Origin of the sequence: Chitinasiproducens palmae, from assembly GCF_900095735.1 — a bacterium.
Taxonomy (GTDB): Bacteria; Pseudomonadota; Gammaproteobacteria; order Burkholderiales; family Burkholderiaceae; genus Chitinasiproducens; species Chitinasiproducens palmae.
The window spans coordinates 156,766-183,159 of record NZ_FNLO01000007.1 but is presented as its reverse complement, the minus strand read 5'-3'; the positions used below and the strand labels follow the sequence as shown (position 1 = coordinate 183,159).

The 26,394-nt window shown below is 64.7% G+C and carries 36 protein-coding genes; 33 read left to right on the top strand and 3 right to left on the bottom strand.

What is annotated here, in order from left to right:
- Nucleotides 1–91: 91 nt before the first annotated feature.
- Both BLU54_RS13180 and BLU54_RS13175 read right to left on the bottom strand, forming a co-directional pair.
- Nucleotides 92–544, bottom strand: a complete 453-nt coding sequence (locus tag BLU54_RS13180; RefSeq protein WP_091909014.1) for a hypothetical protein — start codon at nt 542–544, stop codon at nt 92–94.
- A gap of 8 nt (nt 545–552) precedes the next feature.
- On the bottom strand, nt 553–1,215 hold the full coding sequence (locus tag BLU54_RS13175) for a LexA family transcriptional regulator (protein ID WP_091909011.1): 663 nt from the start codon (nt 1,213–1,215) through the stop codon (nt 553–555).
- Between the two features lie 93 nt (nt 1,216–1,308).
- Between BLU54_RS13175 and BLU54_RS13170 the strand changes: the two genes are divergently transcribed.
- On the top strand, nt 1,309–1,524 hold the full coding sequence (locus tag BLU54_RS13170; RefSeq protein WP_091909008.1) for a Cro/CI family transcriptional regulator: 216 nt from the start codon (nt 1,309–1,311) through the stop codon (nt 1,522–1,524).
- A gap of 33 nt (nt 1,525–1,557) precedes the next feature.
- On the opposite strand, the gene BLU54_RS13165 is transcribed toward BLU54_RS13170, so the two are convergent.
- Nucleotides 1,558–1,854 carry a hypothetical protein gene (locus BLU54_RS13165; protein WP_091909005.1) on the bottom strand — a complete coding sequence of 99 codons (297 nt, stop codon included), beginning with the start codon at nt 1,852–1,854 and terminating at the stop codon, nt 1,558–1,560.
- Between the two features lie 90 nt (nt 1,855–1,944).
- Here BLU54_RS13165 and BLU54_RS13160 point away from each other — a divergent pair, with 90 nt between their 5' ends.
- The 32 genes from BLU54_RS13160 (at nt 1,945) to BLU54_RS13020 (ending at nt 26,377) form a co-directional block, all read left to right on the top strand.
- Nucleotides 1,945–2,166, top strand: a complete 222-nt coding sequence (locus BLU54_RS13160; RefSeq protein ID WP_091909002.1) for a hypothetical protein — start codon at nt 1,945–1,947, stop codon at nt 2,164–2,166.
- Nucleotides 2,166–2,387, top strand: coding sequence for a hypothetical protein (locus BLU54_RS13155; protein WP_091908999.1), 222 nt, complete (start codon nt 2,166–2,168; stop codon nt 2,385–2,387). The genes BLU54_RS13160 and BLU54_RS13155 overlap by 1 nt, the downstream gene beginning before the upstream one ends.
- The gene (locus tag BLU54_RS13150) at nt 2,380–3,171 is read left to right on the top strand and encodes a DNA cytosine methyltransferase (RefSeq protein ID WP_091908996.1); all 792 of its coding nucleotides are present in this window, start codon (nt 2,380–2,382) and stop codon (nt 3,169–3,171) included. Before BLU54_RS13155 ends, BLU54_RS13150 begins: the two co-directional genes overlap by 8 nt.
- A gap of 9 nt (nt 3,172–3,180) precedes the next feature.
- On the top strand, nt 3,181–4,200 hold the full coding sequence (locus BLU54_RS13145) for a DUF1376 domain-containing protein (RefSeq protein WP_091908993.1): 1,020 nt from the start codon (nt 3,181–3,183) through the stop codon (nt 4,198–4,200).
- Nucleotides 4,190–4,795, top strand: coding sequence for a hypothetical protein (locus BLU54_RS13140; RefSeq protein WP_091908990.1), 606 nt, complete (start codon nt 4,190–4,192; stop codon nt 4,793–4,795). The genes BLU54_RS13145 and BLU54_RS13140 overlap by 11 nt, the downstream gene beginning before the upstream one ends.
- A gap of 101 nt (nt 4,796–4,896) precedes the next feature.
- On the top strand, nt 4,897–5,391 hold the full coding sequence (locus BLU54_RS13135; RefSeq protein WP_235837945.1) for a RusA family crossover junction endodeoxyribonuclease: 495 nt from the start codon (nt 4,897–4,899) through the stop codon (nt 5,389–5,391).
- Entirely contained in the window at nt 5,388–5,615 is a 228-nt protein-coding gene (locus BLU54_RS13130; protein ID WP_091908985.1) for a hypothetical protein, read from the top strand. The genes BLU54_RS13135 and BLU54_RS13130 overlap by 4 nt, the downstream gene beginning before the upstream one ends.
- The gene (locus tag BLU54_RS23755; protein WP_170845145.1) at nt 5,612–5,782 is read left to right on the top strand and encodes a hypothetical protein; all 171 of its coding nucleotides are present in this window, start codon (nt 5,612–5,614) and stop codon (nt 5,780–5,782) included. The genes BLU54_RS13130 and BLU54_RS23755 overlap by 4 nt, the downstream gene beginning before the upstream one ends.
- Before the next feature lies 1 nt (nt 5,783).
- Nucleotides 5,784–6,257 carry a hypothetical protein gene (locus tag BLU54_RS13125; RefSeq protein ID WP_091908982.1) on the top strand — a complete coding sequence of 158 codons (474 nt, stop codon included), beginning with the start codon at nt 5,784–5,786 and terminating at the stop codon, nt 6,255–6,257.
- Nucleotides 6,254–6,388 carry a hypothetical protein gene (locus BLU54_RS24375; protein ID WP_268874522.1) on the top strand — a complete coding sequence of 45 codons (135 nt, stop codon included), beginning with the start codon at nt 6,254–6,256 and terminating at the stop codon, nt 6,386–6,388. Before BLU54_RS13125 ends, BLU54_RS24375 begins: the two co-directional genes overlap by 4 nt.
- Nucleotides 6,385–6,588: a hypothetical protein gene (locus BLU54_RS13120; RefSeq protein WP_091908980.1), complete on the top strand. Its 204-nt coding sequence runs from the start codon at nt 6,385–6,387 to the stop codon at nt 6,586–6,588. Before BLU54_RS24375 ends, BLU54_RS13120 begins: the two co-directional genes overlap by 4 nt.
- Nucleotides 6,585–6,836, top strand: a complete 252-nt coding sequence (locus tag BLU54_RS23315; RefSeq protein WP_139169687.1) for a hypothetical protein — start codon at nt 6,585–6,587, stop codon at nt 6,834–6,836. Before BLU54_RS13120 ends, BLU54_RS23315 begins: the two co-directional genes overlap by 4 nt.
- On the top strand, nt 6,833–7,096 hold the full coding sequence (locus tag BLU54_RS13110; RefSeq protein ID WP_091908974.1) for a hypothetical protein: 264 nt from the start codon (nt 6,833–6,835) through the stop codon (nt 7,094–7,096). The genes BLU54_RS23315 and BLU54_RS13110 overlap by 4 nt, the downstream gene beginning before the upstream one ends.
- 3 nt (nt 7,097–7,099) lie before the next feature.
- On the top strand, nt 7,100–7,276 hold the full coding sequence (locus tag BLU54_RS23750; RefSeq protein ID WP_170845144.1) for a hypothetical protein: 177 nt from the start codon (nt 7,100–7,102) through the stop codon (nt 7,274–7,276).
- Nucleotides 7,277–7,336: 60 nt separating this feature from the next.
- Nucleotides 7,337–8,284 (top strand): hypothetical protein, encoded by a 948-nt coding sequence (locus BLU54_RS13105; RefSeq protein WP_091908970.1) that lies wholly within the window; start codon nt 7,337–7,339, stop codon nt 8,282–8,284.
- Between the two features lie 6 nt (nt 8,285–8,290).
- A complete protein-coding gene (locus BLU54_RS23995; protein ID WP_211435351.1) occupies nt 8,291–8,704 on the top strand; it encodes a hypothetical protein in 414 nt (137 codons plus the stop codon).
- Nucleotides 8,701–9,171, top strand: a complete 471-nt coding sequence (locus BLU54_RS13095) for a terminase small subunit-like protein (protein ID WP_211435350.1) — start codon at nt 8,701–8,703, stop codon at nt 9,169–9,171. Before BLU54_RS23995 ends, BLU54_RS13095 begins: the two co-directional genes overlap by 4 nt.
- Complete coding sequence (locus BLU54_RS13090; protein ID WP_091908968.1) at nt 9,168–10,538, top strand: hypothetical protein; 1,371 nt, start codon at nt 9,168–9,170, stop codon at nt 10,536–10,538. Before BLU54_RS13095 ends, BLU54_RS13090 begins: the two co-directional genes overlap by 4 nt.
- Nucleotides 10,539–10,599: 61 nt before the next feature.
- Nucleotides 10,600–10,803, top strand: coding sequence for a hypothetical protein (locus BLU54_RS13085; protein WP_091908965.1), 204 nt, complete (start codon nt 10,600–10,602; stop codon nt 10,801–10,803).
- Nucleotides 10,804–10,806: 3 nt separating this feature from the next.
- Nucleotides 10,807–12,441, top strand: a complete 1,635-nt coding sequence (locus tag BLU54_RS13080) for a portal protein (protein WP_091908963.1) — start codon at nt 10,807–10,809, stop codon at nt 12,439–12,441.
- Nucleotides 12,438–12,761, top strand: a complete 324-nt coding sequence (locus tag BLU54_RS13075; RefSeq protein ID WP_091908960.1) for a Bbp19 family protein — start codon at nt 12,438–12,440, stop codon at nt 12,759–12,761. The genes BLU54_RS13080 and BLU54_RS13075 overlap by 4 nt, the downstream gene beginning before the upstream one ends.
- On the top strand, nt 12,754–13,506 hold the full coding sequence (locus BLU54_RS13070) for a hypothetical protein (protein WP_091908957.1): 753 nt from the start codon (nt 12,754–12,756) through the stop codon (nt 13,504–13,506). Before BLU54_RS13075 ends, BLU54_RS13070 begins: the two co-directional genes overlap by 8 nt.
- A gap of 34 nt (nt 13,507–13,540) precedes the next feature.
- On the top strand, nt 13,541–14,545 hold the full coding sequence (locus BLU54_RS13065; RefSeq protein WP_091908954.1) for a major capsid protein: 1,005 nt from the start codon (nt 13,541–13,543) through the stop codon (nt 14,543–14,545).
- 32 nt (nt 14,546–14,577) lie between these two features.
- The gene (locus BLU54_RS13060) at nt 14,578–15,024 is read left to right on the top strand and encodes a Bbp16 family capsid cement protein (RefSeq protein ID WP_091908950.1); all 447 of its coding nucleotides are present in this window, start codon (nt 14,578–14,580) and stop codon (nt 15,022–15,024) included.
- 3 nt (nt 15,025–15,027) lie between these two features.
- The gene (locus BLU54_RS13055) at nt 15,028–15,300 is read left to right on the top strand and encodes a hypothetical protein (RefSeq protein WP_091908947.1); all 273 of its coding nucleotides are present in this window, start codon (nt 15,028–15,030) and stop codon (nt 15,298–15,300) included.
- A 14-nt stretch (nt 15,301–15,314) separates the two neighbouring features.
- The gene (locus tag BLU54_RS13050; protein WP_091908945.1) at nt 15,315–15,905 is read left to right on the top strand and encodes a phage connector family protein; all 591 of its coding nucleotides are present in this window, start codon (nt 15,315–15,317) and stop codon (nt 15,903–15,905) included.
- Complete coding sequence (locus tag BLU54_RS13045; protein ID WP_091908942.1) at nt 15,902–18,193, top strand: phage tail protein; 2,292 nt, start codon at nt 15,902–15,904, stop codon at nt 18,191–18,193. Before BLU54_RS13050 ends, BLU54_RS13045 begins: the two co-directional genes overlap by 4 nt.
- 35 nt (nt 18,194–18,228) lie before the next feature.
- Nucleotides 18,229–18,618 (top strand): GNAT family N-acetyltransferase, encoded by a 390-nt coding sequence (locus BLU54_RS13040; protein WP_235837953.1) that lies wholly within the window; start codon nt 18,229–18,231, stop codon nt 18,616–18,618.
- Entirely contained in the window at nt 18,618–19,169 is a 552-nt protein-coding gene (locus BLU54_RS13035) for a virion core protein, T7 gp14 family (RefSeq protein ID WP_091908937.1), read from the top strand. The genes BLU54_RS13040 and BLU54_RS13035 overlap by 1 nt, the downstream gene beginning before the upstream one ends.
- A gap of 1 nt (nt 19,170) precedes the next feature.
- On the top strand, nt 19,171–21,189 hold the full coding sequence (locus tag BLU54_RS13030; RefSeq protein WP_091908934.1) for a hypothetical protein: 2,019 nt from the start codon (nt 19,171–19,173) through the stop codon (nt 21,187–21,189).
- Nucleotides 21,190–21,260: 71 nt separating this feature from the next.
- On the top strand, nt 21,261–23,861 hold the full coding sequence (locus tag BLU54_RS13025; RefSeq protein WP_170845143.1) for a lytic transglycosylase domain-containing protein: 2,601 nt from the start codon (nt 21,261–21,263) through the stop codon (nt 23,859–23,861).
- Entirely contained in the window at nt 23,861–26,377 is a 2,517-nt protein-coding gene (locus tag BLU54_RS13020) for a hypothetical protein (RefSeq protein ID WP_091908929.1), read from the top strand. The genes BLU54_RS13025 and BLU54_RS13020 overlap by 1 nt, the downstream gene beginning before the upstream one ends.
- Nucleotides 26,378–26,394: the final 17 nt, after the last annotated feature.

The window sequence follows — 26,394 nt, the reverse complement described above, 5'->3', positions numbered from 1 at the left end:
TCGGTTCGTTTGAACATGAGGCAAGTTTAGAACACTATCCCTTAGCGAGTCAAGAACTCTAAACCCAAAAATTCGATTGATGGCCCAATCGTTAGGCAGCAGCGAACTGATGAGCTTTTGATCGCAACGTTTTCATGTTTAGGCTCGACAGCCTGCTCCCAGCTCGGCGGTCGAACTCCAGGAAAATAGCATCCTGGTCTTCAAAGTCGGCGAATACCGTATTGACCAACAGGCACACGTAATCGTGTCCTTCGCGGAAGCCCTCAGCAGGTCCATGTCGCTTAATCAATTCCTGCAATTTGAACGTGCAGAGCAGCCACTCATCGTCGGGAAAGCGAGGCCTGCATGGACCTTCGCTCTTGCGATACTCGCTTGCCAATGCCCGCTTTGCTCTTTGAGCATTAATATGCAGTTCGGCGCCCGTGCACGAGACAAAGTAGTCGAACTGCGTTACACCGGAATCCCTGCGCCCGTTGTAGACGTTCAACGTGATGGCAGCACCGGCGTTCGCGTAATTCCGCTTGAAGTATCCGAATAGGCCCATCGCGCCTCCTAGTCCGGCATCCACATGGCCGGCTTGACGATAGCCACCACGTAGTGCATTTGGTCAACATCACCTTCATCGATGGCGATTGGCGCGTGCTCGCGGTTGACGGATAAAAGGTGGACCCGCGAATCGCGTTTATACAGGAACGTCTTGACGAGCACCCGGCCGTCGTGCGCGCGCACCAGAACTTCGTCGCCAGGCATCACAGGATGATTCGGCTCAATGATGACAAATTCCCCGTCGCGGATGCGGGGCATCATTGAGTCCCCTTTGCAGCGCACGGCATAGGCGCCTTCGTCCGTCGTCGGAAAATCAATATATCCGTCGCCTTGCCCCACGGGATATTCAATCGGCACCCAGAATCCGTTGTCTCCCAACTGAGAAACTCCCAATACGGGAACCCGTCTCATACGATCGGACGGAATCGGTGCTGGCGCACCTGCATTCGATCCTGGCGCGCGCGGGTTGCCCTTGCCCATCACCAGCCAAACCGCGTTGTAACCGTAGCGGTCTTGGATCCCCACAGCATATTCGAGTTTGATCGATTTTATTTGCCCAGTCAGCCATTGGCTAACCGTTCCTTTCGTCACGCCGGCGGCTTCCGCCAGCTGCACCTGGTCGGCCTGGGTCTCGTCGAGGATGTGTTGGATGCGTTCACTGAGGTTCATGGGTTAGAAATCTAAACTTTTTCCGGTTTAGAGGGCTTTCCTTCTTTGGTTTAGGGTTCTATACTTACGGCGTGAACTCCATCGGGACGCCGCATGAACCTGACAAAGCAGCAAGCAATCGCCATTTTCGGCACGGGTGCCGAGCTCGGCCGCGCCCTAGGAATCACCAAGGGCGCCATCTCCCAATGGCCCGAGGAACTGGACCAGAAGCAGACGGCGATGGTCATCGGCGCCGCCGTCCAGTCCGGACGGGCCGTGCCGCGCGGCTTTATCCGAACCGCTCACGCCGTGCAGCAGGTGGCGGCGTGAGCGACGAACGAAAGCGGACGGTAGCGCTCAGCCCTATTCCGCCTGGCCGCGTGCTGATCTTTGATTCATCGGCGCGGTCGGGAGTGCGTTACTCAGAAACTGAGTACCGATTTCCCGAAACTGATCAAGCCCAATTTCAGGAAGACGCGAGTTCAGAAGCTCCGTTTCCTGGTCGGCTAGGAACCTTTCCAGATTCGGATGCAGGTGGCGCTTGTGCTCCACAGGAAGGCTCTGAATGAGCGCGCTGAGCGTCACGCCGAAGGCGGCTATCGCTCCCATGAATCGCGCTTCCTGCGGATCTTGGGGCATGCCGATGTTTTCGTTTCCCATGGGAATCCTCCTGGTTGATGGGTCTGACGGTGTGAGAGCCAACGATTCTATGCCGGGCCGGGATTCCCACCTTTTTCCCGGCAGTGAGCAATGACAGCCCGAGCAAAGCACCGCAACGAGGTCAAGACGCGCCTCAAGGATTCGACCTACGACGCCATGCAGATCTACAAGGAGGTCTATGGCATCGAGTCCGATTCCGCTGCACTCGCCCGCCTGGCTGACGTGATGTTGCTTGGCGTGGTCGGCATATTGCCCGGCGCCGTCACCGGCGTCAGTGCCAACTCGTCCCAGAACGTCCCACAGGTGCGCTGATGCCCAACGGCCGAAAAACCGTCGAAGTGGACCTGCCGGAGTACGAGGCGGACCAGTTGAACGCCCGCGCGCAGATGGAAAGCCTCGCGCCGGCCCGATATCTGGGCGTGCACGTCCTGCGCAGCGCCTATGGGCCCCTGCATCCCGAGGTAATCGCCTACGAACGTAGGGACGATCTGGGACAAGTTGGGACACTCAGCGACGGGGGCGACCGTGAATGAGCTGGCTCTTTTCGCAGGCGCTGGTGGAGGAATTCTCGGCGGGCACTTGCTCGGCTGGCGAACCGTGTGCGCAGTTGAACGTGATGCCTACGCCGCACAAGTTCTGGCGGCGCGACAAAACGATGGATGCCTCCGACCATTCCCGATTTGGTCTGACGTCACAAGTTTTGACGGCCGACCGTGGCGCGGAATTGTTGATGTCGTATCTGGCGGGTTTCCATGCCAGGACATCAGCAGCGCAGGCGACCGCGCAGGGATTGCCGGATCAAGGTCAGGATTATGGAAACAATTTGCAAGGGTGGTTTTCGAGGTTGAGCCCAGATCGGTCGCAGTGGAAAACTCCGCAGATCTCACTTCTAGGGGGCTCGGAGTTGTTCTTGGAGACCTGGCCGCGCTCGGGTTTGATGCTCAATGGGATGTGTTTTCAGCTGCCGACCTTGGCGCACACCATTTGCGTGAGCGCATCTGGATCTTTGCTACCCACCCTAACCGTCAATGGAAACCACAACAGGCCGTATCCGGGGAAGAAGTCCGGTCAAGGTTTGGTCACAGCAATCCGATTGTTGCCGACGTTGACAACGATCGGATTGAACGGAGGCAGCAATTCCAGGCGCGCTACCGCCAAGCGCGGCGAACCACCTACCCACATTGGCCCATTGAACCCGGTCTGGTGCGAATGGTTCATGGGGTTCCCAATGGGGTGGACCGAGTTAAAGCCCTTGGCAATGGACAAGTTCCGCGAGTGGCAGCGGCAGCATTCTCACTGCTCGCCGAGCGCCGGTGAGGTCGCAGCATGAACACCGCCCCCCTCACCCCGCCCGATTGCGACCTGCGCGACTTCGCGTTCATGCCGCTCGACGTTGTGCGCCTGCGAGACAGCGATCTGTCCATTCACGCCAACGGCGAAGAATTCCGCGCCGCGGTGCTGCTGTGGTGCGCGTCCTGGCACCAGATGCCCGCAGCGAGCCTGCCGGACGATGACGCCACGCTGTCGTCGCTCGCCGGCTATGGCCGCGTCCAGAAGGAATGGAAGAAGGTCCGCGCCGGCGCTCTTCGCGGCTGGGTCAAGTGCTCCGATGGCCGGCTTTATCACCCCGTCGTCGCCGAGAAGGCGCGCGACGCATGGACCGCGAAGTTGCGCCAGCGCTTCAAGACAGAGTGCGCACGCATCAAAAAGCACTGCCAACGACACCGGATCGAGTACGCGGAGCCGGACTTTGACCAGTGGGTGTCCGATGGTTGTCCCGTCGGATCGCCGCTTCCTGTCCCAAAGACAAACGAAGAATGTCCCAGGGACACATTCGAAATGTCCCAGGGACACATCCCACCTGTCCCTAGGGAAATCCACTCCAAGGGACAGGGAGAGGGAGAGGGACAGGGAGAATTTAAAACCATCAGTAAACCGTCATCGTCATCGGTACACCCCGCGAGGGGGAGCGACGACTGGACACCCGACACCCCTGCGGACTGGTGCCGACACTTCGCCGAGCGCCACGGCGTCGAGATCAACCCGTCGAGCGTCCACGACCGCAAGAAGGCCTGGCCGATCTTCACCGCCTGGTGCGCCGCGAAGCTATCCGCTCGCTTCGTCGACGCCGCCGTTGCTGCCGCACAGCGCGACGCCACCGAGCCTATCGCGTTCCTGCCCGGCTACGTCGATCGCGTCCTGGCGAGTCAACGCGTGGACCGCCCACAGCGCCGGACCGTGCACGACCAGCGCGCCGAGAACATCGCCGGCATGAGCGGACGCCTGAGCACCGCTGACGCCGACGACCCTTTCACCATCGAAGCCGAGGTTCGCCATGTCCGCTGACCAGCCCAAAGGCACACTGCCGCGCAAGTGGATCGACACCCTGTTCGCCCGCATGGCGGCCATGTACGGCTCGCGATTCGCGGACATGTGGCCCACGCACGGCGACGAGGCCGAGCGCGAAATGCAGCGCAACGTGACCAAGGAAGTTTGGGCGACGGAGCTGGGCAAGCTCTCAGGCCCCGAGCTGAAAGCGGGCGTTGCAGGCCTGATCCATCGCAAATTTCCGCCGACGCTGCCCGAGTTCTTCGCCATGTGCAAGGAAGCCCGCGCAGCGCAAGCGCTCGCCTCGTCGGCAACCTTGGCATTGCCGAACCTGCCGAAGGCAACGGGCGAATTCGTCGACGCGAACCTGGAGCGGATCAAGCGGGCGAGCGCGGGCGTCCGTGGCAAAGAGCCGACGGCGGAGTGGGCCTTTCGCATCCTGGCTGGCGAGCGCACCACGGCGCCGATGACGCCTCACACGACCGAGTGCTGCGAACGGGCTGTTGCCTCCTACGCCGGCCGGCTGTTCATGCGCCAGGCCGACAACGCGAAGCGCTACGCGACGATCTTCGAGAAGGCGAACGAGAAATTCGGGACGGCGGTGGCTGCATGACGATCACCGATACGTGCGCGCGTGACTCGCGGCAAGCGGATTTTCGGGATAGCGCCGATTCGTCAACCGAGTTTCGGAGGGAAAACGCGGATTCGTCAACCGTGGACGAGATAGCCGCGGTTCGAGACTCGCGAAACATCACTTCGCACGGAAGCATACGACTCGTCCTGCCCTATCCGCCGAGCGTCAACGCCTACTGGCGGCACCGCTCGATCCGTGGCGGGGGCGTCTCGGTCTACGTGTCCGCCGAGGGCAAGGCGTTCAAGGCCCAGGTCGCCGCGATCGCCCTCGCCGCGGGCTTCCGCACGCCGCTGGCGGGCCGCGTGGCCGTCGCCTACACGCTGTATCCGCGCCGGCCGCAGGACTGGCAACGCCGCGTGCGCCGGCTCGGCGATGCGTGGCACGACACGGTCAATTGCATCGACCTCGACAACGCGCAGAAAGCGCTGCTCGACGCGCTGACCGGAGTGGCGTTCGTCGATGACGCGTGGGTGCGCCGCATTGTGGCCGAGCGCGCGGAGCCTGACGGCGACGCCCGGCTGGTTGTGACGATTGCGCCGATTGGCGCGCCTGACGAAACGGTACTGACCGCATGAAACTCTCCCTCGCCAACGTCCCTGACGACCTGCTGTACACGGCCGCGTACAACGCCATCCGCGATTACCGCACGGTGCACGGCGTCAACCCGGACGTGCTCGAAATAACGCCGGACGACCTGCTGCGCATCAACGCCAGCTACCGCGACACGACGCGCCGCACCGACCCGCTGAGCGAGGTATTCGGCGTGCCGTTTCGCGTGGTGTCGGAGACGAAGCGATGAGCAAAGACGATATTGATTTCCTCATCGGATGGGTGATTGGCGTGGCCCTGTTTCTTTTCTTTTCCAGTCGTACCGAAAGCGTACCAAAAGCAATTGCCTACTCGCTGGTAGTGATAGGCGCATTTGGTCTGATCGGCATGCTGATCTTCCCACGGAGCCAGTGGTGAGATGAGTAAGTCCAAGAAACCCCGTCGCCCCTACGACCCGAACCGCTGGCTTCGTCGCGTCGAGGAAGGCCAGCAGCGCCGCCGCGGTGCATGCCTGCTGTCCAACGGTCAGGTGATCGACATCGGAATCGGTTGCCGTCTCGCGCTCGACACGATGCGCCACGGCGGTGATGAGGCGTCGTGGTACACGCTCGCCGCCGCCCTGAACATGTCGCTCATCCTCTGCGAGCGCGGAATCGGCGAGGACTATCTGCCGACGATCATCGCCGGGCAAGAAGCGCTCATGCGGATCAAGGCCAGGGCCAACACATGCGGCTCATGGGCGATGGACGGCGCCGGCCGCCAGGTAATCGAAACCGCCATCGCAGTGCACGAAGGGCACATCGAAGGGTGTACACACGGCGAGGTTCGCGGAGCGATCGGCGAAGTCGAGCGGCGCATGACTGCCGGCGACGTGTTCGAGGAGGCGGCATGACAGCAATCGCCCGCGCCATCGTCATCGCGTCCTTCGTCGCCGGGACAGTCGCCGCTGCGCACTTCCACTGCAACCTGCTGGCGTTCGTACTGTTCCTCTGCCTCATCGACATGCGCGTGGAGGGGAAATGAGCGACCCGATTGAAACCGTGGTTAACGGGGCTCGAGTCATCGGCATGGCCTTCGTGGTGATGCTTTGCACATACCTGTGGGTTCGCAAAGATCTGAGCGCCTTCGAAGCGAAGGCGTGGTGCTTCGCACTTGGGGTTGCCGGCGGCGTTTGGGGCGTAAGCCTCATTGCGCTGTGGCATCTCGTGAGCGCCGCGTCATGACCGCTCAACGCCTATCCGTCGCCGCCGGCATCCTCTGCCGAAATCCCGACTTCGCGCGGTTCTGCCGGTGGCTCGCCGGCACGGCCGGCCTCACCTTCCCCGATGCCGCGACGTGCGTGCGCGCCGTCTGCGAGGTTCGCTCGCGTGCCGAGATCGACACCAACCCGGAGGCCGCGCAGGCCTTCGTCACCCTGCGTCGTGGCTTCACCGCCTGGCGCGAAATGCAACACCACAGGAGAGCAGCATGAGGAGTGATTTGCTCAAGATCGAGGACATGACAATCATCGACGCAGTTTGCATCGTGCACACCGTGAACCGGCTTTCAATGGGGGATTCGGGTTCTGCTGAGCAGCGTGTTCTGGTGGATCAAGCCGAAAAACTCCTCGTTAAGCGCGGGCTTGATTGGTTGTCGCATCACGCAGTTCGCGAGCGAGTGAACCGAGCGAGCGTCGAATTAGCAAGAGCGCGGGAAGAACTCGAGCAATTGAGCTCGTCAAACGGAGCGTGAGCCATGTGCGCGGCACAAGACGCGGCCAAGTCGATAACCATCGACATCGATTTGGGCGATCAACAGATTCACGTCGACATCGATTCGGAACTGCTTCATCTGAGCGATGACAAGGCCGGTTTTCTGATCGGCGAATTCGCTGCCTTTCTCAACGACCATTTCGGACAGGCCCAGGCCTGATCCCATTCTTTCGAGGTATCTCCGGCATGGAGACACCTCATTACCTGGAGTAGCCACACCATGAGCGACGAAACGAAGGACCAAGCCACCGAGACTGCCGATGATGCGACTTTGGCAAGCGATCAAACTGCTGGCGCTGCTTCCGAAAGCGGCAGCGTGGATGCTGCGGCTGCTGTCTCGGATTCCGACGAGACGGTGAACAACAACCCGGTGACGGCCGACACCGTCATCCCGACCACCGACACGCCGGTCGACGCCGTCGAAAACGTGCCGGGGGAGTCTGCACAGGCTGCGGAGGCCGCGACGCAGGCCGATGCGACGGACAGCGCGGATGCCTCGGCCACGTCCACGGCGACGACCGAAGCTACTGGCGATGTTTCTGACGCGGACGGCCCCACGGAAATCACCGCGGCCGATCTCGACTCGGGAAAGGCTACCTCGTCGGTGGATGGTGGCGAGACCGGGGGGGCGGCGGCTGACAGCGCGTCGGGGGAGTCAATTTCGGGAAGTACGGAGAGCCCCTCGGTTACGTCCGCCTCCCAGGCAACGACGACATCCTCATCGTCACCCGACGTGCTTGGTACGTCGTCAAGCAGTGGTGAAGACACGGCGGATCAGACCGCGAGTGCCACGGGGGAGTCGGACGCCTTGTCGCATGCGGCGAGTACGACATCGGAACCGTCAACTCCGTCCACCGCTGCGACGGTCCTGGATGCGAGCGATTCCTCATCGTCGGCGGACGTGGCTGCGTTGTCGTCGAACTCCGAGGCGAATGACGCGCAGGGCTTCGTCCTGACGCTGACCCGCGGCGGGGCCGAGGTTGCGCGCTACACCGGCGACAGCGTACGCGAGACCGTCGAGCAGATCGCTGCCGCGTTCCCGGCCGCCCAGCATCCGCTCTCGCGCGTCTTCGTCGCAATCGAAGCGGAACTCGATCGCCCGAGCGGCATCGTGAAATCGGCCCTGCGGTCGCTGCTGGACGAGGGTCGCGAGATCATCAACCGGTAGCCGACCATGCAGATCCGCGACTATGACTGGAGTGAGATCGTCACCGACCTCCACCGACACGGGATGGAGCGGGCGGACATCTGCCGTGCGCTGAGTGGCGTCGTGAGCGATAGCACGCTGCGGGCTTACGTCCGTGGCGTGCAACTCCAACCCAGTCATTGGCGCGGCGAACTGCTGCTTGACCTGTGGTGCAGGCGAACCGGCAAGGCGCGCACCGAAGCGCCGACCCGGCCCGCCCACCTCGACAATTACTGCGAGCGTCGCGTCACGAAGATGCGGATTGACGTGAGCACCAGCGCCCTCGACGCGCTCGACGCCGTATTCCGCCCGGGCATCGCCAAGATCCTCCGAGGCACCGGCGCCGCGCCGCAAGAAAGCCATACCGATATGACCATGACACTGCCGGGGTTCGAGCGATGACCACGTCCAAGCGCTCAGCCGGGCGCCCTTCCAAATACACAGAGGCAATCGTCGACGAGATCTGCATGCGCATGGCCGATGGGGAAAGCCTGCGGCGCATCTGTCGTGACGAGGGTATGCCTGCCGCCTCCACCGTTTTGCTGTGGCGAAGCGAGCGCTCCGGTTTTGCTGAACGATACGCGCGCGCGCGAGAAGCCCAGGCTCAGTTGCTCTTCGACGAGATACTGGAGATCGCGGACAACACCTCGAACGACACCGTGCCCAAGGTCGACAAAGAGGGCAACGAGTACGGCGAAATGCCCAACGCTGAATGGATTGCGCGTTCCCGTCTGCGGGTGGATGCTCGGAAGTGGTACCTGTCCAAGGTGCTGCCGAAGGTGTACGGCGACAAGCTGGAGCTGGCCGGCGACAAAGAATCGCCGCTCACCGTCGTCGTTCAGAACCTGTCCGAGGCCACGAAGGAATGACGCGCATCGTACTGCCGGCGAACGGATGGCGGCCGCGTGATTACCAGATGCCCGCCTGGTCTGCGCTCGAGCGTGGCGTCAAGCGCCTGGCGCTGGCGTGGCACCGCCGCGCGGGCAAGGATGACCTCTGCCTGCACTGGGAAGCGCGCAGCGCCATGACGCGGGTCGGCGTCTACTGGCACATGCTGCCGCTGGCGAATCAGGCCCGCAAGGCGATCTGGGACGCGGTGAACCCGCGCACTGGGCGACGCCGGATTGACGATGCATTCCCGCCTGAGATTCGCGCCACCACGCGCGAGCAGGACATGTTCATCCGCTTCAAGAACGGGTCAACGTGGCAGGTCGTCGGGTCGGACAACTACAACGCGCTCGTCGGCTCGCCACCGGTGGGCGTCGTGTTTTCCGAGTATGCGCTGGCCGACCCCAGCGCGTGGGGCTTCCTGCGGCCGATCCTGGCGGAAAATGGCGGGTGGGCACTGTTCATCAGCACGCCGCGCGGCAACAATCACTTCGCGAAGATGGTCGACTTCGCAATGCGCGACCCGGACTGGTTCGGCCAGATCCTGGGCGTCGCCGACACAGGCGTCATCTCGTCAGAGGCGATTGAACGCGAGCGCCGCGAAATGGCTGCGGAGCGCGGCGAGCAGGAAGCCGACGCCATGATCGCGCAGGAATATGCGTGCGACTTCAACGCGGCGATTCCTGGCGCCTATTACGGCGCACTCATGACGCGAGCCGATAAGGAGGGCCGCATCGGTGTCTTCCCTCACCTGCCAAGCGAACCTGTCGGGACGGCGTGGGACTTGGGCAGCGGCGACAGCACGGTGGTCTGGATGTATCAGCAGACGAAGAACGGCCGTGTGCGGCTTATCGACGTGCTGGAAGGATCGGGCGTCGGCGTGGACTGGTACATCCAGCGGCTGCAGGCCCGGCCCTATACCTACGCCGATCACATATGGCCACACGACGGCGGGCACGGCAACATCCGGGACATCGGCGGTACCTCGCTATCCGCGACCGCCCGGAATCTCGGCCTGAAGCCGCTGCGTATCCTTGATCGTGATCCGACGATCGAGATGGGCATCAACGCCGTGCGACAGATGCTGCCGCTCTGCGAGTTCAACACCGATCCGATTCCCTTCCAGGGCGAGTCGGCAGACACCGCGCGCGCCCGCATGTCTCGCGCGCTGGACGGCCTGCGACAGTATCGTCGGCAGTGGAACGAGAAGTCGCAGCGCTTCGACGAAAAGCCGCTCCACGATTGGGCGTCGAACACCGCGGACTCGTTCCGGTATCTGGCTCGTGGCCGCAAGCCGTTCCCGGGTAGCCGCTCGTCGCCCCGCTCGAACGTCGCCGCCATGGACTAGCCGCAGAATCCTGCGCGCGCCCTGCCCGATCCTGCGCCTGTGCAACCAACAGGTGCAGCGAATGAAGTTTCTCGGGCTCTCTCCGTCGGTGCCCACGGTGCAAACCGTCGACACGACGCCGGCCGTCACCGATACCACGAAGGCTACCGACGATGCCGCGGACCGCGCAAAGCGTCGCCGCGGCGTTGCTGCGACCGTGCTCGCCGGCGACAACGCCGCGCCCACGGCCAACTCGGTCGCAACGAAAACGCTGCTGGGCTCGTGATCGATGGATAACGACGACGCCAGCAAGGTGCAATCGGTGCACAGCGACCTCAGCGCCATGAAGCTGGAGCGCAGCGTCTTCGAAGCGCAGTGGAACGAGATCGTCGACTTCATGCTGCCGCGACATGGCGGCTTCGGCCGCACGCGCGATCCGGGAAAGACGAACACGAGCCGCATGTTCGACTCCACGGCGCCACTCGCCCTGCGAAACTTCACGGCCGCCATGGCGTCGATGATCACGCCGAAGACGCAGCAATGGCACCGACTCGCCACCACGCACGAAGACCTGGCTGACAACCCGAATGTCCGGGCGTATCTCGACCAGGTGACGAACATCCTGTTCGCGGTCCGGTATCGCTGGCGCGCCGGCTTCGATCCGCAGATCGGCGCGGCATATCAGGGCCTGGGCGCATTCGGCAATGGCGTGGTCATGATCGACGAGCACGTCGGCCACGGCATTCGCTACCGGAACATCCCGCTGTCGAACTTCTGGTTTGTCGAGGATGAGGCAGGAATCGTCGACAAGGGCATCGCGAAGTGGGAACTGACCGCGCGCCAGGCTGGACAGAAATTCGGCCTCGACAAGCTGCCGGAATCGCTGAAGAACGCGTACGAGAAGAACCCGGAGATGAAAGCCGAGTTCTATCACTGCGTGCGCCCGCGCGCCGACCGTGACCCGTCGAAGCTCGACAGCCGCAACATGCAGTTCGAAAGCCTGTGGGTCTGCGACAACAAGATCGTGCAGGAGAGCGGCTTTCGCACCTTCCCCTTTGCCGTCGGCCGCTTCTACATCGATACCGATTCGCAGTACGGCGGCTCGCCAGGCGAAGACGAGTTGCCGACCGTGCGCACCGTCAACAAGATGGAGAAGACCATGCTGCGCGGCGCACAGAAGGCGGTCGATCCGCCGCTGCTGCTCGCCGAGGATGGTTCGCTCGAAGGCTTCGACCTGCGCTCGGGCCGCCTGAATTGGGGTGGTCTCGACGATCAGGGTCGCGAGATGGTCAAGCCGCTGCAGCTCGGCAACAACCTGCAGCTCGGCATCGCCTACGCGGATCAGAAGCGCGCGGGCATTAACCAAGGCTTCTACGTAACGCTGTTCCAGATCCTGGTCGAAGCCCCGACGATGACCGCGACCGAGGTGCTGCAGCGCGCCCAGGAAAAGGGAATCCTGCTCGCGCCCACCATGGGCCGCGTCCAAACCGAGATGCTGGGGCCGATGATCGAGCGCGAGCTGGCCATCTGTGCCTCGGTTCCGGGCCTGCTGCCGCCCATGCCGCCCGAGCTGATCGAAGCCGGCGGCGAAGTCACGATCGAGTATGACAGCCCGCTGAACCGCGCCATGCGCGCGAGCGAAGGCACCGCGGTGCTGCAGTGGATTCAGCAGGTCGGCGCGGTGGCGCAGTTCGATCAGCGCGCACTCAAGGTGGTCAACGGCGAGGAAGTCGCGCGGGGCCTGGCCGAAATCAGCGGCGTGCCGGTCAAGTACATGAACACCGAGGACCAGGTGGCGCAGATGGACGCCGCGGCCGCGCAGCAGGCGCAGCTTCAGCAGGTCCTCGACGCGGCGCCGGTCGCCGCTGGCGCGGCCAAGGATCTCGCCAGCGCGGCGGCCACGTCGCAGGCGGCTGGCGTATGAGCGTCTTTACTGACCGCATCCGGTTGCTGCTCGGGCGACGCAAGGCCTACGCGGGTTGCTTCCTCGACGAGCGCGGCGGGCTTACCGAATCCGGGCGCGCTGTGATGGCCGACCTGCGGCGTTTCTGCCGCGTCGAGACCAGCAGCGTGACCGTCTCCCCTGTCTCTCGCACCGTCGACACGCACGCGACGATGGTCGCTGAGGGCCGGCGCGAAGTCTACAACCGCCTGCTCAACGTGCTGCACCTGACCGAGTACGACATCCACAACCTCGTCGACCGCCCGGCCGACGGCAACGACACGGAAAACGACGATGAATAAGCGACTGTTCCTGCGCTTTCCCCTGCTCAGCCCCGAGGGCGACGCGGGTGGTGGTGGCGGCGATGCGGCAGCGGCCGCGCCGGCTGCTGACGGACAGACGAATGCCGCTGCACCTGCCGGCGACGCTGCGCAGAATCCTGCGCCCACGTTCGCCGATTCTCTCGGTGACGACGCTGACCTGAAGCAATGGGCCACGGATCGCGGCTTCAAGTCGCCGGCCGAGATGGCGAAGGCAATGCGCGAGACCGAAGGCAAGTTCGCGAAGCCTGAGACGGCCGACGCGTACGAATTGCCGGTGCCGGAGGGCCAGGACAAGGCGTTTTCGAAAGAGGCGTCGGGCTGGTTCCACGACTTGGGTGTGCCGAAGGATATGGCGCAAGCCATCGCCGGCAAGTTCAACGAGTACGCAACGGCGCAGCAGCAGCAAGCAGCGCTGGCGGAACAGCAGGAAGGCGAACGGCAACTGGGCGAACTCAAGAAGGAATGGGGCGGCCAGTACGACGCCAACGTCGAGCGCGGGCGGCAAGCGCTACAGACGTTCGGGATTCCGGCCGACGTGGTGGCCAAGCTGGAGAAGCAAGTGGGCGCGGCGCAGATCATCAAGACGTTTTCGAAGATCGGCGGCGCGCTGAGCGAAGGAACGTTGCACCCGGGCGGTGCTGGCGGTGGCGGCGGTGAAGGCCAGCCCGCCGACCCCGAACAAGCCCGCGCGCGGCGCTGGTACGGCGACTCGATGAAGAAGTAAGCCGCCTGGAAACGCAACCTACGGAGTTTGAAGAATGGCCATCATCAGCAAGAACAATCTGAGCCTGATCGACATCTCGAAGCGCTTGGACCCGGACGGCCGAACGGCCGACGTGGCCGAACTGCTGGCGAACACGCACGAGATCATCGAGGACATCCCCTGGATCGAAGGCAACCTGCCGACCGGCAATCGTTCGACGATCCGCACGGGTCTGCCGGTGCCGATCTGGCGCAAGCTGTACCAAGGTGTGCCGCCCAGCAAGAGCACGACCGCGCAGGTCGACGACACCTGCGGCATGCTCGAAGCGCGCAGCGAGCCGGACGTGGACGCGGTCCGTCTGGCGGTCGACCCGAACATGTTCCGCATGGACGAGGCGTCGACCTTCATCGAAACGATGGGTCAGACCTTCGCGAGCACCCTGTTCTACGGCGACACCTCGATCAACCCCGAGCAGTTCTACGGTCTCGTGCCGCGCTATTCGACGATCGCCGGCGGCGCCAGCGCCCAGAACATCATCGATGCGGGCGGCACGGGTTCGAACAACACGTCGATTTGGGTGGTCGGCTGGAGCCGCCGCACCGTCTATGGCATCTACCCGCGCAACTCCAAGGCGGGCCTTCAGCATCGCGACCTGGGCGAAATCGACGCGTTCGATGCGAACCAGAACCGCTACCGCGCGTATGCCGATCTCTTCAAGTGGGATTGCGGCCTGGTCGTGAAGGATTGGCGCTATGTCGTGCGCATCGCGAATGTCGACGTTGCCAACCTGACCGGCACGAACGGCAACCCGACGACGGCGGCCGCTAACCTGATCAATCTGATGATCATGGCCAAGCGTCGCATGCCGAGCCTGAACGGGGTGATGCCTCGCGTCTACGCGAACCGCACGGTGCTGCAAGCGCTCGACATCCAGGCGCTGAACAAGTCGAGCAACGCGCTGGCCATCCGTCAAGCCGCTGACCAGTTCGCGACCGAGTTCCTGGGCATCCCCCTGCGCGAAGTCGATCAGATCCTGAACACCGAAGCGCGGGTCGTCTGACCGAGCGGGCACCGATCCCATAGGAGCGAGCAATGATTCTCGACAAGACCAACGAGTTCTCGGACAGCCAAGTCGTGACCGCGACCGCTGTTTCGACCAACGTGATCGACCTCAACCCGTCGAACGCCAACCCGGTGCAGGACATTGGCGCCGGCGAACCAGTGTGGTTCGTCGCACAGGTCGACGCCTCGGCTGCAGCCGCCGGCGCCGCGACTGTCGTCATCACACTGGAGTCGGATAGCGATCCGGCGCTGGCGACGGCGCCGACGGTGCACTACACGTCGGCGGCGATCCCGGTCGCGCAACTGACGGCCGGTGCTGAGCCGATCAAGGTACGACTGCCCGCCGGCGCGTACAAGCGCTATCTCGGCGTGCGCTACACCGTGGGCACCGGCCCGCTGACTGCCGGCGCGTTCTCGACGTTCATCACCAAGGACATCCAGAACAAGCGCCAGTACAAGTCCGGCTACTCGGTGTAAGCCATGCCGAAATATCGCGCACTGGAACGCGGCCAGATTGCCGTCGAGGACGCAACGCCCGTGAAGCGCCAGGACGCAACCGGGCGCCGCGTGGTCCATCGAATCGTGGAACCCGGCGAAATCTTCGACTTCAATGGCGAGCCCGGCACCTGGATGGAGCGGGTGAAGGGCGACGAGAAAGGCCAGCGGCCCCCAAAAGCCTCTGGCGCGACCGCACCGAAGGACTCGACCTCGAGCGATTCATCCGGCGAGCAGGACGGAAGCGGCGCGCCGTAACGGAGTAACGCGCCGTGGCGTCACAGATCGAAATCGCCAACCGCGCGCTCACCAAACTTGGTGAAGCGCGTATCACCACCCTCGATGAAGACTCGAAGGCTGCGGAAACGCTGTTCTCGATGTACGACATCGTCCTTGAGTCCGAGCTGCGCGCCAACGTCTGGAACTTCGCCAAGACGCGCGCGCGGCTTCCGGCGCTCAGCATCGATCCGGTTTTCGGGTTCAGCCAGCAGTTCCAACTCCCGGCCGACTTCCTTCGCCTGATCCAGGTCGGGGAGTTCAACGCCTACCCCGCCACGCGCGACACGCGCGGGCTCTACTCCCTCGAAGGTCGCGCGTTGCTCACGGACCTGCCGGCACCGCTGGCGGTGCGTTACATCCGCCGCATGACGGACGCCACGCAATACGACTCGCTGTTCGTCGAGGTGTTGGCATGCCGGCTGGCGTGGGAGTGCGCAATGCCAATCACGCAGGTCGTGTCGAACAAGCAGACGGCGATGCAGGAATATCAGTTGGCCGTGCGCGCGGCGATCCGCGCCAACGCGATCGAGCGGCCGTCCCAGGCGATCGCCGACGATACCTGGATGGAGGCGCACGTGCGATGAGCGCGACGCCGATCCTGACGACCTTTGACGCCGGTGAGTTGTCGCCAATGATGGGCGGCCGCGTCGACTTCGAGAAGTACCCGAACGGCTGTTCGCTGCTCGAGAACTTCATCACGACGGTTCAGGGCCCTGCCGTGCGCCGCGGCGGCACGACGTTCGTGTCGGAGGTCGCCGACAGCGGGCAGCGCACGTGGCTAAAAGAGTTCGTTGTCTCCGACGGCACGAAGTACATGCTGGAGTTTGGCAACGGTATCATCCGCTTCTACACGGATCGTGGCCGGCTCGTCTCGGGCGGTACGCAGGTCGCGATCGCTTCGCCCTACACCGCCGCATACCTGACCGACTCCGACGGCGTGTTCGCCCTGCGTTTTGCGCAGAGCGCGGACACGATGTATATCTTCCACCCCTACTACCCGCCGACGAAGCTGCTGCGCACCAGCGCGACCACCTTTGTCCTGCAGCAGACCAATCTATCCGCCGGCCCGCTGCAGGATCAGAACATCGACCGAAGCAAGATCATTCAGGCCAGCGATCGGTCGGGCGCCATCACTCTGACGGCCAACTTCGACGCCTTCACCGCGGCTGATGTCGGGACGATCGTCTATCTGGAGGTGGAAGACTTCTCGGACATCCGGCCGTGGGCGGTGCACCAGTACGTATCCGTCGGCGATTACCGGCGCGTCGACAAGCGCGTCTATCGGTGCAACGCCGTCGGATCGCAGCCTACGCACGCGGTAACGGGCGACCAGACGCCGACCCATACCGAGGGCTACGCATGGGACGGCGACGGAGTGGACGCCGACAACGACGACTACGGCAGCATTGGCGTCGAGTGGCAGTACATCAACAGCGGCTACTCCTACGCAAAGATCACGGCCATCACCGACGCGCGGACGGCAAGCGCCTACGTGACGACCGGCGACAGCCAGGATGACACGATCATCATGCCGCAACAGATCGTGGATCAGGGCACGTGGAAGTGGCGCAAGGCGCTGTTCAACGGCATCGATGGCTGGCCGACGAATGGCGCTTTCTGGCGCAATCGCCTGGTGCTCGCGCGCGGGCGCTGGATCGCCATGTCGGTATCCGCCGACTATGAGAATTTCGCGACGCAAGAGGCCGACGAATCCACGGCCGATTCTGCGATCGTGCAGCAGCTCAACTCGCGCCGGCTCAATGAAGTGGTCTGGCTATCCCCGTCGGATAATCTGCTCGTCGGCATGAACGGCGACGAATGGGTGATCGGGCCGATTCAGCAAAGCGAAGCCGTCAGCGCCTCGAACATCCAGGCCGTGCGCCGCACCAGCTACGGGTCGCGCGGCATCGTGCCGATTGAGGTTGGCGGCGCCCTGCTCTTCGTACAGGCCAGCGGCAAGAAGCTGCGCGACTACAAGTACAGCTACTCGAGCGACAACTACGTCTCGACCGACACGACGAAGCTGGCTGACCACATCACCACGGGTGCCAGCGGCAACGGTAGCGGCATCCTTTCCCTCGCCTTCCAGCAGGAGCCCTTCTCGATCGTGTGGGCCGCGCGCGGCGATGGCACGCTGCTGGGCATGACCTACGATCAGGAGGAAGGCCGCTCGGACGTAATCGGCTGGCAGCGCCACCCGATGACCAATGGTGCCGTTGAGTGCGTCGCGGTCATGCCGTCGCCCGATGGCACCTATGACGACCTGTGGATGATCGTGCGCCGCGTGATCGGCGGCGCGACACGGCGCTTCGTCGAATACATGCGCCTGCCGCTCCAGACTGGTGATGCGCAGGCGAACGCCTTCTACGTCGATTGCGGTCTGAGCTATTCCGGGACTGCGGCCGCGACGATATCGGGGCTCTCCCACCTGGAAGGCCAAGAGGTGGCCGTGCTGGCCAACGGCGCCGCGACACCGAACCAAACCGTATCGGGCGGCGCGATCACGCTCGACGCGGCGGCGACTGTCGTGCATGTCGGCCTGCCCAGCACGTGCCGGCTGCGCACGATGCAGCTGAACGTGAACACGCCGACGGGCACCGGCCAGGGCAAGACGAAGCGTCTGACCAAGGTCACGACGCGGCTGCTGTCGTCGCTTGGCGGGCGCGTGGGGCCGAACTTCACGCAGATGGAAGACCTCAACTTCCGACGCCCGGCCGACCAGATGGACCAGGCGCCACCACTCTTCACGGGCGACAAGCAAAGCCTCTGGCTGGTCGGCTACCAGGACGAGGCATTCATCTGTTATGAAAATAGTCAGCCGCTTCCCGTGACGCTGCTCGCCTTTATGCCTGAATTGACGGTGGCCACATGAGGATCGAGAAGCTGCGCGCCGAGCATGTTTTGGCTGTGGAATTGCAGCAGGCGCAGGCCGTGACCGCTGGGCTGATCGATCGGCGATACGCGGAAGAACTGGCCAGCTACGAAAAGAGCGTCGGCTGGGCCGTCGTCGATGGCGACACGACGCTCGCGTGCGGCGGAATCATCGAGGCATGGCCTGGCCGGGCGCTGTCGTGGGCGCTTTTCTCCGACGAGGCGCTGCGCCGCTTCCGGCACGTACATCGGTTGGTGCTTGGCGTGCTGCGCGACGCGCCGTGGCGCCGCATCGAAATGGATGTCGATGCAGCACATACCGCCGGCATCCGCTGGGCCGAACGCCTGGGGTTCGTGGCTGAAGGCGTGCGCCGCAAGTACACAACGGACGGCCGCGATGTCGTCCTCTATGCGAGGGTGAAGTAATGGATCCGGGAACCCTGGCCATCACGTCCGCGGTTGTCGGCGGCGCCGGCTCGCTGATCAATGGCTACACGAACTCGCGCAATGCCGCGAACCAGGCGACGGCCGCGGAGTACAACGCCAATCTTGCCGATCGCAACGCGGGCATTGCCTATCAGCAGGGCGTCGCGCGGGAAGAGCAGCAGCGCCGGCAATCCGCTCAGCAGCTCGGCGCGCAGCGGGCGGCTGTCTCCGAATCGGGGTTCGATCCAAGCAGCGGGTCGGCGCTTGACGTGCAGGTGCAGAGCACCGGCAGTGCCGAACTCGACGCCTTGCAGACGCGTTATCAGGGCATCTTGCAGGCGAACAGCTACGAAGAGCAGGCGCGCCAAAGCCGCATGCAGGCGGCGCAGTACCGCTCGAACGCGAAGACCGCGCTCATCGGCGGCGTGATCGGCGCAGGCACGAGCGCGCTGATGGGGTACTCGTCCTTCGCGCGGCTCGGCGCGGCTGGCGGCGTTGGCGCAACCTCCGGGTATGCGAGTCGGTCCTTGATGTACGGATTCGGAGGCTGACATGGCAGGTGTGCGCATCCCTATCTACGACGAGCGCGTCAGTGCTGGCGGCAACATCCCTGGCGCGCCGATGCAGGCTGTTCGGCAGGAAGGGCTCGGTCAAGAGTTGCAGCAGGCGGGTCAGGCCGGGTTCGGTCTCGCTGCGGCTGTGCACATCCAGGAACAGGAGGACGGGCGCGCGTGGGCGGCCAAGACCGCCGGCGAGTTCCAGCTCAGCCAGATCGAGCGCATGCGGCAGCAGCAGGACAGCGCGGCGCCGGGCGCGGCCGACTTCACCCCGAATTTCCTCAAGGGGTACGACGAGGATGCTGCGACGGCGTTGCTGACCGCACCGACGCCGACGGCGCGAAAGTTCCTGGAAGCCTCGTTGACCAGTCAGCGCACGTCGCTCGGCGGCCAAGCTATCAACTGGCAGGCGACACAGCAGCGCGATTACAACGTCAGCCAGTACCAGGACGGATCGAACGCAGCGGCGCGCATCGTCGCAATGGACCCGAGCCAGTACGACCAGCAGCGCGCGCAGCAAACTGCCCTGCTTCAGTCTTCGGTTCTTCCGCCGGACATCAAGGCGAAGCTGGGCGAACACTCGCGCGACGTATTGGCGACTGCCGCCGGCACCGCGGCGCTGAACGCTGACCCCGCGTCCGCCTATGCTGCGCTGACATCGCCGCTCGACAAGGCGCCGCAATGGGTGCGCGACCTGCCGCCGCAGAAGCTGGTCATGCTCCAGCAGCACGCCGGCCTGCAGGTGCAGCGTCAGGCGAACGCGGCCGAGACGCAGCGCATCGCCGCGGAGAACGCGAGCACGGACGCCTACAACGCGTCGTTCGACCTGATCGACAAGGGGCTGGTGCCGTCGCCCGCCATGCAGCAGGACGCCATCGCCAAGGCCACGGCGGTCGGGCCTCAGGAGGTCGCCAGAGTGCGCGAACTGTTCGCCGCCGGCGCGGCGCGCGGCGGGTTCGCGAGCATGTCCTACGACCAGCGGCAGCAGGAGGTCGCGCGCGAGTCGGGCGTGGCCACCACGCCGGGACAGGGCGTCGACACGACCGAGGCGAAGGTGCTCGCGTCGCGGCGCGGCATCAACGATGCAATCGCAACCGAGGTCAAGACGAACCCATGGGCGGCGGCTCAGGAACGCGGCGTCACGAAGAATGCGCCGGTCGCGCAGATCAGTTCCGTCGACGATGCGCTGAGCGTGGTGCGCAGCCGCGCCGGCGCGCAGGGCGTCGTCGAGGCCTGGGCGGGCCCGTCCGGCTACCGCGTCTCGCCATTCCAGCCGCAGGAGGCCAGCCAGCTGGCCGACGTGCTTCAGGCCCTGCCACCTGATCAGCGCGGCACCGCGATTTCGCAGCTCGGCCGGGAGATCGGAGACCCGGGCCGCGCCGCGGCGCTTGCGAAGCAGTTCGGCGAGAAGAACCGACCGCTCTACCTGCAACTGATGGCCGGCTCAATCAACGCCACCACGCGCGGCGGCGAGCCGGTGGCGACGCTGATCGGGCGAGGCGTGCAGGCCCTCTCCGACAAGACGGCCGGCATGGACGACAAGGCGCAGCAAGGTGTCCGAGCACAGATCGCGCAGCAAGTCCGGGGCACGTTCGCGAGCGGCACGCAGGATCAAGACTCGATCGACGCAGCGTATTACATCTACGCCGGACTGTCCGCGCGCGACAAGACCGCGCCGGCCACGGTCAACGCTGACAACGTACGCACCGCCGTCGATGCCGCGACGGGCGGCGTCGTTGCATTCAACGGCAAGCAGACGGCCACGCCTTACGGATGGGACGAGCGCCGTTTCACCGCTGCAGTCAAGGCAGTCGACCCGACGAGCATTGCCACGGACGTATCTGACGGCAAGGTGCATATCGGTGGTTCGACTGTCACCGTTCCCGAATTCCTGGCGCGCGTGCCATCCGCGAAGCTGGTTCGCGTGACGCCCACCGGCGGCTACGTCGTCCAGGCCGGCAACGGCTACGTGACGAACAGCCAGCGCCAACCGATCGTCGTGAGGTTGAAATGAGCGGGATCAACGACCCGTACGCGGCGGACACACTGACGGCGATCGACGACGCCAATGCGCGACCCTTGCCAGTGCCGCCGACGCCCCGCCCATCCGGCATCGTCCCAACGCTGACGGCGCTCCCACGCGGCATCGGTGCCGGTCTAACCGAAATCGGGGCGTTCGGCGCGGACACCATTAAAGCCTTCGGCGACGTGGTCGGCGGCTACACATCACAGACCGATCCGTCTCTGCTACTTGATCCCGAGGCCGCGGCCAAGCGCTACGCCGCCGGCGCCGGCGCGCGGGCTGATATTCAGTCCGGTGCCGCTTTCTCGTCGGAAGTCGGCAGCGCGCTTTACGGCGTCTCGGCAGGCATGGCGCCGAACCCGCAGTCAGCGAACGCGGCCGAGCAGATCCTGTTCGGGCTGTCGAAGGGGCTGACGAAGGCGGTAGGACTGACGGTCGCCAGCGGCAACCCGTTCGTCGGCGCGACGCTGACTGGGGCGAGCGAGGGCGAGACTGAGGCTGAGAAGCTGAAGCGCGAAGGCGTTGACATCGGCACTCGGACTGCAGTGGGCGCGGTAGCGGGCGCAGGCGCCGCGCTCGGCGTTGCAGCACCAATCGCCGGCCGATCGATCGCCAGTACGGCAGCGCTTGTCGCGGCGGGCGGGCCCGGCGCTTTCGTCGCACAGAATGCGGCGATCCGCGCGATCTTGAACAACGCCGGCTACGACCAGCAGTCGACGACCTATGACCCGTTCGACCCGGTCGGGCTCGCTGTCTCCACGCTGATTCCGGCGACCTTCGGCGCGCTGCATTATCGTGCGACGCGCGGCGCGGCGCCGGCGCGGGTCGCCGATCCGGCTGCGGCACGCGACTTGGTCCAGATGGGCGGCAACGAGCGGCGCGCGCTACGTTACAACGATGCCCGCCTGGATGCCTACGCCGCACAGGTCGAGCAGGCGAACAACCTGCCGGCCGGTCTGCTGAACGCCATCAAGAACGCCGGCGAGCGCTCGAACAGCGACCAGGTCAGCAGCGCCAACGCCCGCGGTGTCATGCAGTTCATCGACGCAACGTGGCGCGCCTATGGTCGCGGCGATCCCACCGACCCGGTCAACTCGATTGACGCCGCCGGCCGGTACTTCGCCGACCTCGGCCGCCGCTACAACGGCGACTGGCGTGCTGCGATCACCGAGTACAACGGAGGGGTCGAACAGGCGCGCCGCGTCGCCGCAGGCGGCCAGCCGAGCGCGCGCGAGACGATCAACTATCTTCAACGGGTCGAGCAGCATCTCGCCGACCGAGGCGCAGACGAGGCGATGCAAGGCATGCGTCCGACCCAGGATCAGGTGGACGCCGCGCGCGTGGCGCAGAATCGCCAGATCCTGGAGGAATCCAACCTCGGCAACCCCGACGACTTCGACGCCCTGGCCGCCAATCTCGCCGCCTTTCAACGGGCGCAGGATCAGGCCGGCTCAGGGCTGCGTGTCGATGTGTCCGATCTGGTCTCGCCCACCGATGCCCGGCAAGCCGAGATACTGGATGCGTTCATCGGCCGAATGGAGACGACGCGCGCGGAACTGGTAGGCGAATCCGGCGGCTCGGCAGAGCCCGGCACCATCGTCGAGCTGCGCCGGCAACTGGCCGATCTGGAGGCGCGCCAGCCCAACCTCGACGAGATCACAGCAGCGATGCAGCCGCGTCGGACCTACGAGGTCACGCGCACTCGCGCCGCGCGGGAGCAGGCGCAGATTGCCCGAAATGCTGAAGCCGAGTTCCGTTCGCAGACCGAGGCACGGGACCAGCAGATCAACCGCCTGCGGGGATTGATCGACCAGAACGCGCGAGCGGAGGAAGCGCGCGGTTCGCTCGCTATGCTCGACCGACAACTGAAGGGCGCTCGCACGGAGCGGTCGGCCATCGATTCGCCAGGGACGCCCCGTGGAAGCATTGCGGACGCGGCCGCGCGCTACGCGTCCGGCGAGCGGGCCACGATTCCGGAACGGCCGCTGGCGGTTGGAGATTTCGGCCCGATCCATGAGAACTATCGCGGCGATGCCCAAGGCGCGATTGCGCGCTTGATGAAAGACCAGAACGGAGAAGCAACGGCCGCACTCTTCCACCCGGAGGTGGGGGATATTGACCTTGTCTGGGGAACGCCGCCGCAGGGTAAGCGACCCGGCACCGGGCTAGCGAAGATTGTGGTCAAACATCCTGAAGTGCTGGATGACCTACAAGGCCTTCTGTCGCGGCTGAAGAAGGACAAGGCCAACTCAGGATTGAACCGGGTCCGCCTGTCAGATGAGAACGGCCAGGCGGTGGTCAGCTTGGATTGGAAGGGCAAGCCGAAGAAATGGTTGCTCACCGCTTACGAAAAGGAAGGTGCCGGCAGCGGCACTTCTCTGGACACTGTCGCTGCAAAGCCCTCGGGTGACACAGCTAGCCTCGGGACCGGCGATTCAAGGATAGGGGAAGGCGCCGCCGAAAGCAAGTCGGCCGCTGACGCCCTGCTCGCCGAGCGCCCGGACATGCCCGTCGCCGCGCTGGAAGCCGATGAAGGTGGCTCGCGCACTATGTCATACGCCGAAGCCGTGGAGGCGGCCCAAGCCGAAATCGCTCGCGATCTCGAACTGGCGCCGCTCATGCGCGTTGCCGCCAACTGTTTTATCGCTAACGGGGCCGACTGATGAATCCGACATGCATTGAAGCCGTCACCCGGGCGGCCGGTCGCGAGCTGCGCCAGTCCGAGATAGACGAGATCGACAACCGGATCCGTGGCACAGCGCGGCGTCTCGCCGGCGAGGATCCGGCGGCGTGGCGCGCCCTGCCCCCGGATCAGCGCACGCTCGCCGCGGCCCAGCGCGCGGCGCAGGACCTGGCCGACGAGGCGGCGAAGCGCCTGGAACGCGTTCACCTTCAGGCGCTCAAGACGCATCAGACGGAGACGCGCATCGCCCACACGACCGCGGACGGGACGAGCCGATCGGCCGCGCTCGTCCACGATCTCGAGCAGACGCAGGGCTACATCGACGCCGTGAAGCGGGACAACCTCTCGCACCTGATGGACTTGCTCGACGCGGTCACGTCGACTGAAGGTGCCAGCGCGGGCCGCCGCGTCGCCATGATCCTGTTCGACACCGACAATCCGCGTATGTCGCGCGATCTGGTGCATGAGATCTTCGGGCAAGCGGACGGCTCCAGCGGCAACCAGACGGCGCAGCGCGGCGCGCGCGCGTGGCTCGACACCATCGAGGGGATGCGCGAGCGCTTCAACCAGAGCGGCGGCGATGTTGGCAGGCTTGAGTACGGCTACATTCCCCAGCCGCACGACCAGATTCGCATTCTCGGGCGAGGCGGTGATGCGGCTCGTGACCAGTGGGTGAGCGACACCCTGCCGCTGCTCGACCGCCGGCGCTATCTGAACGAGGACGGCGCGCCGATGAACGACCAGCAGGTAGCAGCGTTTCTAGGCGAGGCATGGCAGACGCTGTCGACGGGCGGCTTGAACCGGCTGGAACCGGGTGCCGGCGGCGTGCCGGGCCGCGGCGCGCGCGCGACGCGCGGCAGCGAGTCGCGTCAGATCCACTTCCGCGACGCTGACGCCTACCTGTCATACATGGCGCAGTACGGCAGCGGCAGCATGTACGACGCGATGGGGGCGCACATCGGCGGCATGTCGCGGAACATCGGTCTCGTCGAGCGGTACGGCCCGAACCCGAACACGCAGATGCGGTTGCAATTCGACCTGGCGGCGCGCGCCGACGGGCGCGAGGTGAACGACCTCGGCCGCTCGTTCGGCGCACGGCCGCAGTCCTATTGGGAAGTCGTCAACGGCAACGCCAGCACCGCATCGAACGCCCAGATAGCCGGCATCGCAATGACCGCACGAAACATTCAGACGTTCGGGAAGCTGCAAAGCGCCCTGCTCTCCTCGATCACCGATGTGCACACGCTATTCGTGACGACCGGCTTCAACAAGCTGCCGTACTTCGAGGCGATGCGCAATGTTGGTCGAGCCGCATTCAGCGGGGAGACCAAGGACTTCCTCACGATGCACGGCGTAATCGCCGAATCGATGGCTGGCGACATGAACCGATGGGCCAGCGATCAGATCCGGAACAACTGGTCGGGACGGTTGGCCAACTCGACGATGAAACTATCGCTTCTCACTGCCTGGACCGACAGCCTGCGTCGCGGCTTCAGCCTGACGATGATGGGCGGCCTGGCCCGCCTGTCGCGGACCGACTGGGGCTCCCTCACTCAGTACGATCGCTGGCGCATGGAACACGCCGGCATCACCGAGGACGACTGGAGCGTTGTGCGCCAGGCGCAGCTTACGCGCTTCCGGGATCAAGATTTTCTGACGCCGGAATCGATTCGGGCAAGCGGCCACGCGCGCGCCGACGAGGTGGTCACGAAGGTCTTGCACCTGATCACCGACGAATCCGAGTACGCCGTGCTGAATCCGGACCTCGCCACCCGGGTAGTCACAACCGGCGGCGGGGCGCAGCGCGGCACGATCCGCGGTGAGCTGGCCCGCGCGGTGATGCAGTTCAAGGCGTTTCCGATCTCGCTGATCTCGCGTCACTGGCGCCGCATGCTGAACACGCCGCAGGGTCTGGAAGGTGCGCCGATCTTGGCCAACCGGCTGGCCTACGGCGCGGCGTTCATGACGTCGGCCACGGCCTTGGGCGCCATCGTCGCACAGGTCCAGCAACTGCGCGACGGCAAAGACCCGATCGACATGACCCGGCCGAAGTTCTGGCTGCTGGCGGCAGCCAAGGGTGGCGGCTTGGGCTTCGCCGGCGACATGCTTCTGCAAGATCCGAACGACCAGTTCGGAAGCCCTGGCGCCAACTTCTTCAAGAGCATGGCCGGCCCGCTGCTCGGCACGGCCGTGGGCGATGTGGCTTACGACATGGGCATCGCCAATGCCTACAAGGCTGCGGAAGGGAAGAAGACCGACTTCGGGGCGAAGGCGGTGCGAACGGCGCGCTCTCACATTCCGTTCGTCAACCTCTGGTACACAAAGCAGGTCTTCGACCACGCGGTGATGCACAGCCTGCAAGAGAATCTGTCACCCGGCTACCTCGGGCGAATGGAGCAGAAAGCCGCGCAGGACTGGGGACAGCAGTTCTACTGGCGCCCCGGATCGGGTGGGCCGCAGCGCGCGCCCAACTTGGCGGCGGCCATGGGGCAGTAAGCCGGCGCAGAATCCTG

Bases quoted from the DNA above. Each gene is read 5' to 3' on its own strand.
- BLU54_RS13180 (WP_091909014.1), bottom strand. From the start codon at position 544: ATGGGCCTATTCGGATACTTCAAGCGGAATTACGCGAACGCCGGTGCT.
- BLU54_RS13175 (WP_091909011.1), bottom strand. From the start codon at position 1,215: ATGAACCTCAGTGAACGCATCCAACACATCCTCGACGAGACCCAGGCC.
- BLU54_RS13170 (WP_091909008.1), top strand. From the start codon at position 1,309: ATGAACCTGACAAAGCAGCAAGCAATCGCCATTTTCGGCACGGGTGCC.
- BLU54_RS13165 (WP_091909005.1), bottom strand. From the start codon at position 1,854: ATGGGAAACGAAAACATCGGCATGCCCCAAGATCCGCAGGAAGCGCGA.
- BLU54_RS13160 (WP_091909002.1), top strand. From the start codon at position 1,945: ATGACAGCCCGAGCAAAGCACCGCAACGAGGTCAAGACGCGCCTCAAG.
- BLU54_RS13155 (WP_091908999.1), top strand. From the start codon at position 2,166: ATGCCCAACGGCCGAAAAACCGTCGAAGTGGACCTGCCGGAGTACGAG.
- BLU54_RS13145 (WP_091908993.1), top strand. From the start codon at position 3,181: ATGAACACCGCCCCCCTCACCCCGCCCGATTGCGACCTGCGCGACTTC.
- BLU54_RS13140 (WP_091908990.1), top strand. From the start codon at position 4,190: ATGTCCGCTGACCAGCCCAAAGGCACACTGCCGCGCAAGTGGATCGAC.
- BLU54_RS13130 (WP_091908985.1), top strand. From the start codon at position 5,388: ATGAAACTCTCCCTCGCCAACGTCCCTGACGACCTGCTGTACACGGCC.
- BLU54_RS23755 (WP_170845145.1), top strand. From the start codon at position 5,612: ATGAGCAAAGACGATATTGATTTCCTCATCGGATGGGTGATTGGCGTG.
- BLU54_RS13125 (WP_091908982.1), top strand. From the start codon at position 5,784: ATGAGTAAGTCCAAGAAACCCCGTCGCCCCTACGACCCGAACCGCTGG.
- BLU54_RS24375 (WP_268874522.1), top strand. From the start codon at position 6,254: ATGACAGCAATCGCCCGCGCCATCGTCATCGCGTCCTTCGTCGCCGGG.
- BLU54_RS13120 (WP_091908980.1), top strand. From the start codon at position 6,385: ATGAGCGACCCGATTGAAACCGTGGTTAACGGGGCTCGAGTCATCGGC.
- BLU54_RS23315 (WP_139169687.1), top strand. From the start codon at position 6,585: ATGACCGCTCAACGCCTATCCGTCGCCGCCGGCATCCTCTGCCGAAAT.
- BLU54_RS13110 (WP_091908974.1), top strand. From the start codon at position 6,833: ATGAGGAGTGATTTGCTCAAGATCGAGGACATGACAATCATCGACGCA.
- BLU54_RS23750 (WP_170845144.1), top strand. From the start codon at position 7,100: ATGTGCGCGGCACAAGACGCGGCCAAGTCGATAACCATCGACATCGAT.
- BLU54_RS13105 (WP_091908970.1), top strand. From the start codon at position 7,337: ATGAGCGACGAAACGAAGGACCAAGCCACCGAGACTGCCGATGATGCG.
- BLU54_RS23995 (WP_211435351.1), top strand. From the start codon at position 8,291: ATGCAGATCCGCGACTATGACTGGAGTGAGATCGTCACCGACCTCCAC.
- BLU54_RS13095 (WP_211435350.1), top strand. From the start codon at position 8,701: ATGACCACGTCCAAGCGCTCAGCCGGGCGCCCTTCCAAATACACAGAG.
- BLU54_RS13090 (WP_091908968.1), top strand. From the start codon at position 9,168: ATGACGCGCATCGTACTGCCGGCGAACGGATGGCGGCCGCGTGATTAC.
- BLU54_RS13085 (WP_091908965.1), top strand. From the start codon at position 10,600: ATGAAGTTTCTCGGGCTCTCTCCGTCGGTGCCCACGGTGCAAACCGTC.
- BLU54_RS13080 (WP_091908963.1), top strand. From the start codon at position 10,807: ATGGATAACGACGACGCCAGCAAGGTGCAATCGGTGCACAGCGACCTC.
- BLU54_RS13075 (WP_091908960.1), top strand. From the start codon at position 12,438: ATGAGCGTCTTTACTGACCGCATCCGGTTGCTGCTCGGGCGACGCAAG.
- BLU54_RS13070 (WP_091908957.1), top strand. From the start codon at position 12,754: ATGAATAAGCGACTGTTCCTGCGCTTTCCCCTGCTCAGCCCCGAGGGC.
- BLU54_RS13065 (WP_091908954.1), top strand. From the start codon at position 13,541: ATGGCCATCATCAGCAAGAACAATCTGAGCCTGATCGACATCTCGAAG.
- BLU54_RS13060 (WP_091908950.1), top strand. From the start codon at position 14,578: ATGATTCTCGACAAGACCAACGAGTTCTCGGACAGCCAAGTCGTGACC.
- BLU54_RS13055 (WP_091908947.1), top strand. From the start codon at position 15,028: ATGCCGAAATATCGCGCACTGGAACGCGGCCAGATTGCCGTCGAGGAC.
- BLU54_RS13045 (WP_091908942.1), top strand. From the start codon at position 15,902: ATGAGCGCGACGCCGATCCTGACGACCTTTGACGCCGGTGAGTTGTCG.
- BLU54_RS13035 (WP_091908937.1), top strand. From the start codon at position 18,618: ATGGATCCGGGAACCCTGGCCATCACGTCCGCGGTTGTCGGCGGCGCC.
- BLU54_RS13030 (WP_091908934.1), top strand. From the start codon at position 19,171: ATGGCAGGTGTGCGCATCCCTATCTACGACGAGCGCGTCAGTGCTGGC.
- BLU54_RS13020 (WP_091908929.1), top strand. From the start codon at position 23,861: ATGAATCCGACATGCATTGAAGCCGTCACCCGGGCGGCCGGTCGCGAG.